6 protein-coding genes are annotated in these 5886 nt (G+C 69.5%); 4 read left to right on the forward strand and 2 right to left on the reverse strand.

Annotated features, from left to right (window positions below; all coding sequences use genetic code 11):
- Positions 1-305 (reverse strand): aldehyde dehydrogenase family protein (locus tag QZ609_RS23660; RefSeq protein WP_295500079.1); only part of this gene is annotated, 305 nt, incomplete at its 3' end.
- A gap of 247 nt (positions 306-552) precedes the next feature.
- Here QZ609_RS23660 and QZ609_RS23665 point away from each other — a divergent pair.
- From QZ609_RS23665 to QZ609_RS23675, 3 genes are all read left to right on the forward strand, one after another.
- The gene (locus QZ609_RS23665; protein ID WP_295500081.1) at positions 553-2457 is read left to right on the forward strand and encodes a sigma-54-dependent Fis family transcriptional regulator; all 1905 of its coding nucleotides are present in this window, start codon (positions 553-555) and stop codon (positions 2455-2457) included.
- A 67-nt stretch (positions 2458-2524) separates the two neighbouring features.
- Complete coding sequence (gene adhP / locus QZ609_RS23670) at positions 2525-3547, forward strand: alcohol dehydrogenase AdhP (RefSeq protein ID WP_295500083.1); 1023 nt, start codon at positions 2525-2527, stop codon at positions 3545-3547.
- Positions 3548-3608: 61 nt separating this feature from the next.
- Complete coding sequence (locus QZ609_RS23675) at positions 3609-4604, forward strand: 2-hydroxyacid dehydrogenase (protein WP_295500084.1); 996 nt, start codon at positions 3609-3611, stop codon at positions 4602-4604.
- Here the strand turns inward: QZ609_RS23675 and QZ609_RS23680 are convergent.
- A complete protein-coding gene (locus QZ609_RS23680; RefSeq protein WP_295500085.1) occupies positions 4601-5218 on the reverse strand; it encodes an HD domain-containing protein in 618 nt (205 codons plus the stop codon). The two genes, QZ609_RS23675 and QZ609_RS23680, sit on opposite strands and share 4 nt — an antisense overlap.
- Before the next feature lie 146 nt (positions 5219-5364).
- Here QZ609_RS23680 and QZ609_RS23685 point away from each other — a divergent pair.
- A partial coding sequence (locus QZ609_RS23685; RefSeq protein WP_295500086.1) for a Crp/Fnr family transcriptional regulator occupies positions 5365-5886 on the forward strand: 522 nt, incomplete at its 3' end.

Genomic DNA, 5886 nt, shown 5'->3' on the forward strand with positions numbered 1-5886 from the left:
TCGGTCACGGCCAGCAGTTCGAGGTTCTGCTCGATGCGGTCGGCAATCTTGAGCAGGATCAGCGAGCGGTCCTGCACCGCGGTGCGGCCCCAGGCGTCCGCCGCTGCGTGGGCGGCGTCGAGCGCGCGGTCGATGTCCTCGGCGCTCGAGCGCGGGAACTCGGCAATGACCTCGCCCGTCACCGGCGTGGTGTTGGTGAAGTACTGGCCTTTGACCGGCTCCACGAACTGGCCGCCGATGAAGTTGCCGTAGCGCGACTTGAACGAAACGATGGCGCCGGGGGTGCCGGGATGGGCGTAACGCATGGTTGTCTCCTGATGTGATATGGGCGGCGCTAGCGTCCTGATTGCGCCGGCGTCCGGTGGGGCATTGCAAAGCCCGGGCCATGTCCGCGCGATGGACGGCAAACCACGTCGTGGCGCGCTTGGGCGGTCATCCCATCGTTGCGCTGGGTCAAGGGGGTGTGCCGGGGTTGGTACAGGACCCTGTGACACCTGTACCATTTCGGGACACCCGATCCGCCGACGAACGGTGGGCGAAGGAGACAAAGCCATGCTGCTGGACCACCGCATGTCGCAACACACCGGCCAGGTGCTGACGCTCGCGCAGCACGACGCGCCCGTGAGCGGCCCCGCCGCCGACCCCTCCATCGCCCGCTCCTGGCGGCGCTGCCTGCAGCAGCACCAGTTGGACCCCGCCCATGCCGGCGCACCGGCCGTGCTCGAAGCCGCCCGCCTGCGCGAACGCCGCGAGCGCCTGCAGCCGATGCTCAACATCGCCGGCAGCGAGCTCGCCAGCCTGCATCGCCAACTGGCCGGCGATGGCCATGTGGTGGTGCTGACCGACGCCGACGGCGTGATCCTCGACTGCATTGCCGACCACGCCGAGCGCGTGCTGTTCCAGCAAGCCGGCCTGTGGTCCGGCTCCGACTGGAGCGAGGCCAGCGAAGGCACCAATGGCATCGGCACCTGCGTGGTCGAGCAGCGGGCGCTCACCATCTTCCAGGACGAACACTTCCGCAGCCGGCACATCGACCTGTCGTGCTCCGCGAGCCCGGTGTTCGACCCGCACGGCAACCTGCTGGCGGTGCTGGACGTGTCATCCATCCCGCGCGAGCTGTCACGCCAGGGGCAGTTCCACACCACGGCGCTGGTCAACCTGTCGGCCAAGGTGATCGAGGGCGGCACCTTCCTGCAGCATTTCGCGCACGACTGGCTGCTGCGCTTCCACGCGCAGCCGGAATATGTCGGCCTGTTCAGCGAAGGGCTGCTGGCGGTGGGCGGCGACGGGCGCATCCACGCGGCCAACCAGAGCGCGCTGAACCTGCTGGGGGCATCGCGGCAGGCGCTGCTCGGGCAGCCGGTCGATGCGGTGTTCGATCTGTCGGCCGATGCCTTCCTGGCGCGCGCGACCGACGCCTCCGGCGTAGCCTGGCCGCTCACCACGCACCGGGGCCGCACGCTGTTCGGCCTGCTGCGTGCACCGCGTCCGCGCCCGGCGGCGAATACCTCGCTCACGTCCCAGCCAAGGCAGGCCACACCCGGCCTCTGTCTGCAAACCGACGGCCTGCGCACCGATTTCCACCGCGCCCTGCGCGTCTATGAACACGACGTACCGCTGTTGCTGCACGGCGAGACCGGCACCGGCAAGGAAGCGTTTGCCAAGGCGGTGCACCAAGCCAGCACGCGCGCCACGCAACCCTTCATCGCCATCAACTGCGCGGCGATCCCCGAGACGCTGATCGAGAGCGAGCTGTTCGGCTACCGCGGCGGCAGCTTCACCGGCGCGCGCCGCGAAGGCATGCGCGGCAAGCTGCAGCAGGCCGACGGCGGCACGCTGTTCCTCGACGAGATCGGTGACATGTCGCTGATGCTGCAAACCCGCCTGCTGCGCGTACTGGAAGAGCGCACCGTGGTGCCCATCGGCGGCGAGGCGCAGGCGGTGGATGTGCGCGTCATCAGCGCCAGCCACCGCGATCTGGAAGCGCGCGTGCATGAAGGCACGTTCCGCGAAGACCTGTACTACCGCCTGAACGGCCTGCAGATCACCCTGCCGCCGCTGCGCGAGCGTGCCGACAAGGCCGCGCTGCTCACACACGTGCTGGCCGAGGAAGCCCGCGGGCGGGCGATCCGCCTGGACGACGACGCGCGCGACACGCTGCTTGCCCAGCCCTGGCCCGGCAACGTGCGCCAGTTGCGCAACGTGCTGCGCACGCTGGTGGCGCTGTCCGACGACGACCGCATCCGCCTGTGCGACCTGCCGGCGCCGCTGCGCCCGGCTCCCGACGAGGCCACCGAACCCGCCACGCCGCTCGACCATGCCGAGAAGACCGCACTGCTCGCCGCACTGGCCGCACACCAGTGGCGCATGGCACCGGCCGCCGAGCAGCTGGGCATCAGCCGCAACACGCTGTATCGCAAGCTGCGCAAGCACGGCATCGCCCGCCCTGGCGGTTGACTCACGTCAACCCGGCGAGGCAGGCCATCGACAAGACTGGAGGCTCCTGTCCCCCGGAGACCCTGTCATGGCCCAGTCGATGAAAGCCGCCGTCGTCCACGCGTTTTGCGAACCCCTGCGCATTGAGGAAGTGCCCGTGCCGACACCCGGGCGCGGCCAGATCCTCGTCAAAGTCGAAGCCTCGGGGGTCTGCCATACCGACCTGCACGCCGCCGACGGCGACTGGCCCGTCAAGCCGCGCCTGCCCTTCATCCCCGGGCACGAAGGCGTCGGCTTCGTGGCGGCGGTGGGCGAAGGCGTGACGGCCGTCAAGGAAGGCGACCGCGTGGGCGTGCCCTGGCTCTACACCGCCTGCGGCCACTGCGAGCACTGCCTGAGCGGCTGGGAAACCCTCTGCCACGACCAGCAGAACACCGGCTACTCCGTCAACGGCGGCTATGCCGAATACGTGCTGGCCGATCCGAACTACGTCGGTCACCTGCCCGCGCAGGTCGGCTTTGAAGAGATCGCGCCCATCCTCTGCGCGGGCGTGACGGTCTACAAGGGCATCCGCATGACCGACACCCGGCCCGGGCAGTGGATCGCCATCTCGGGCATCGGCGGGCTGGGCCACGTGGCGGTGCAGTACGCGATCGCCATGGGGCTGCACGTGGTGGCGGTGGACGTAGCGCCCGAGAAGCTGGCGCTGGCGCGCGAGCTGGGCGCCAAGCTGGCCGTCGATGCGTCGCAGCAGGACCCGGCCGCCGTCATCCAGAAGGAGATCGGCGGCGTGCACGGCGTGCTGGTGACAGCCGTGTCGCGCAGCGCCTTTGCACAGGCGCTGGGCATGGTGCGGCGTGGCGGCACGATCTCGCTGAACGGCTTGCCGCCGGGGGATTTTCCGCTGCCGATCTTCTCGACCGTGCTCAACGGCATCACGGTGCGCGGCTCCATCGTCGGCACGCGGCGCGACCTGCAGGAATCGCTGGAGTTTGCCGCCGAGGGGCGGGTGCGCGCGCATATCCACCGCGACAAGCTCGACAACATCAACCAGGTCCTCGCCGATCTGAAAGCCGGCAAGGTCGACGGCCGCATCGTGCTGACGCTCTAGACACGCCCGCGCCTGGCGGTGCGGGTAAGCTGCGCACACACCACTCAATCGCCCCACCGCCATGCGCATCCTCTTCTTCAGCAGCCACCGTTACGACGAAGACAGCTTCCGCGCCGCCCAGTCGCGCGGTAACCGCGGCTTCGATCTCGTGTTCCAGCGCGCCCACCTGGATGCACAGACTGCACCGCTCGCGGCGGGCTTCGAGGTGGTCTGCCCATTCGTCAACGACAGCCTGAGCGCAGAGGTGCTGGCTGTGCTCGCGGCCGGTGGCACGCGCCTGATCGCGCTACGCTCGGCCGGCTTCAACCATGTCGACCTGGCGGCAGCGCAACGCTTGGGGCTGACGGTGGTGCGGGTGCCGGCCTACTCGCCACATGCTGTGGCCGAGCATGCGGTCGGCATGATCCTCACGCTCAACCGGCGCCTGCACCGCGCCTGCAACCGCACGCGGGAGGGGGATTTCTCGCTGGATGGCCTGCTGGGCTTCGACCTGGCTGGCAAGACCGTGGGCGTGGTCGGCACCGGGCAGATCGGGCAGGTGTTCGCGCGCATCATGGCCGGCTTCGGCTGCCGGCTGCTGGCGTTCGATCCGTTTCCGCAGGCATCGTTGGCGGCGCTGGGCGTCGCCTACGTGCCGCTGCCCGAGCTGCTGGCGCAGTCCGACGTCGTCAGCCTGCACTGCCCGCTCACGGCGGACACGCACCACCTGATCGATGCCGGCGCGCTGGCCAGCATGAAGACGGGCGCGATGCTCATCAACACCAGCCGCGGCGGCCTGGTCGACAGCCCGGCGCTCGTCGACGCGCTCAAGAGCGGCCAGCTCGGCCACCTGGGGCTGGACGTGTACGAGGAGGAAGCCGACCTCTTCTTCGAGGACCGCTCGGCCGACGTGCTGCAGGACGACGTGCTGGCGCGGCTGCTGAGCTTTCCCAACGTCATCGTCACCGCGCACCAGGCGTTCTTCACGCGCGAGGCATTGGCGGGCATCGCCGACACCACGCTCGCCAACGTGGCGGCGTGGGCGGCGGGCGCGCCCGTCAATGTGGTGAGCGCTTAGGCGGCCTTCGGCTTGGCGATCTCCGCCTCGCCTTCCTTCACGTAGATGGAGTTGCGCGGCTGGGCCAGCACGCGGCGCACCATCGGCTCGAAGAACGACAGCGGCAGGTTGTCGTAATCGGGCATGAAGGCGGCGGCGTCGTACTTGGCGCAGAACTCGGCGGTGCGCTCGAACAGGTCGGGCTGGCTGCGGTATTGCTCACGCAGGTTGCGGTCCAGGCCCAGGTGATGGAAGAAGTAGTAGCCCTGGAAGATGCCGTGCTTCTCGACCATCCACAGGTTCTCGGCGCTCACGAAGGGCTTGAGGATGGCGGCGGCGATGTCCGGGTGGTTGAAGCTGCCCAGCGTGTCGCCGACGTCGTGCAGCAGCGCGCAGACCACGTATTCCTCGTCGCGGCCGTCGCGGTGGGCGAGCGTGGCGGTCTGCAGGGAGTGCGCGAGGCGGTCGATCGGGAAGCCGCCGCAATCGCCGTCGAGCAGCTGCAAGTGCGCCAGCACGCGGTCGGGCAATGCGCGGGCAAACGGCATGAATTCGGCCGAGATGGCGGCCCAGTCTTCGCGCGTGCCGTGCTCCATGTGGGAGAAGGTGGCGCGCGGGGCGGTGTGGGTGGTCATTGGGGGTGTCTCCTTCGTCGCCTGAACGGATCGTCGGTGCCGCATCATCAGCGCGCGGCTTGGCGGCCATTCTGTGCCCGGGTCTTGCGCGCAGACTGTCAAGCGTTTGACAATGACCCGTCCGCCCTTCGCTGCATCCTGCCGCCATGCCTGCCGAAGCCTCGCCCGCCGTCCCAGCCGCTGTTTCCGCCACGCCCGCGCAACTCGCACAAGGCTGGCTGCGCGACGCACCGTCTGAGTTGCTGGCCGAGATCGCCCCGGCCACGCGCGTCATCACCTACCCGGATGGCGAATGCATCCACCCCCACGGCGGCCAGGCGCAGGGCATGTTTCTGATTGTGCGGGGCCGCGTGCGCATCAGCCGCACGACCGATGCCGGCAGCGAGCTCGTCTACGGCGTGCTACGCCCCGGCGAGTGGTTCGGCGAGATCGCCCTGATCGACGGCCGCGGCCGCACCCACAGCGCCCACGCGCAGGGGCCGACCACCCTCGTCCTGCTCGGCAGCGCCGCCTTTGCACGCGTGGTGGCCGCCTACCCGGCCGGCATGTGGGCGCTGATGCAGCAACTGTGCGAGCGCATTCGCCTGATCTTCGACGAGTTCGAGCACGCCAGCGAGATGCCCGCCGATGCGCGCCTGGCCCAGCGCCTGCTGCAGCTCGCGCGCGCC

It is taken from the genome of uncultured Ralstonia sp., from assembly GCA_913056305.1.
Lineage (GTDB): Bacteria > Pseudomonadota > Gammaproteobacteria > Burkholderiales > Burkholderiaceae > Ralstonia.

What these genes read in the sequence shown, in the direction of transcription:
- QZ609_RS23665 (WP_295500081.1), top strand. Translation starts at nt 553, where the DNA reads ATGCTGCTGGACCACCGCATGTCGCAACACACCGGCCAGGTGCTGACG.
- adhP (WP_295500083.1), top strand. Translation starts at nt 2,525, where the DNA reads ATGGCCCAGTCGATGAAAGCCGCCGTCGTCCACGCGTTTTGCGAACCC.
- QZ609_RS23675 (WP_295500084.1), top strand. Translation starts at nt 3,609, where the DNA reads ATGCGCATCCTCTTCTTCAGCAGCCACCGTTACGACGAAGACAGCTTC.
- QZ609_RS23680 (WP_295500085.1), bottom strand. Translation starts at nt 5,218, where the DNA reads ATGACCACCCACACCGCCCCGCGCGCCACCTTCTCCCACATGGAGCAC.